Consider the following 565-nt stretch of genomic DNA (forward strand, 5'->3'; position numbering starts at 1 on the left):
CTCGGCGGCCGCAAGGAGATGAGCGAATACCTCATCGCCAATGGCTTCGACTACAAGATGAGCGTGGAGAAGGCCTACTCGACCGACTCCAACATGCTGGGCGCCACCCACGAGGCCAAGGACCTGGAGTTCCTCAACAAGGGCATGAACATCGTCAACCCGATCATGGGCGTGGCCTTCTGGAAGGACGACGTCGCGATCAAGGCCGAGACGTGACCGTGCGCTTCGAGGAAGGCGTGCCCGTCGCGCTCAACGGCCAGCAGTTCGCGAACGCGGTCGAACTCTTCATGGAAGCCAACCGCATCGGCGGCCGCCACGGCCTGGGTATGTGCGACCAGATCGAGAACCGCATCATCGAAGCCAAGTCGCGCGGCATCTACGAAGCCCCCGGCATGGCGCTGCTGCACATCGCCTACGAGCGCCTGGTCACCGGCATCCACAACGAGGACACGATCGAGCAGTACCGCATGAACGGCATGAAGCTCGGCCGCCTGCTGTACCAGGGCCGCTGGTTCGACCCGCAGTGCCTGATGCTGCGCGAGACCGCCAGCGCTGGGTCGCCCGC

The 565-nt window shown here is 64.2% G+C and carries 1 pseudogene; it reads left to right on the forward strand.

What is annotated here, in order from left to right:
• A pseudogene (locus FUT87_RS27870) lies at positions 1-565 on the forward strand (argininosuccinate synthase); the annotation flags it as partial.

It is taken from the genome of Mitsuaria sp. TWR114 (assembly GCF_007997345.1).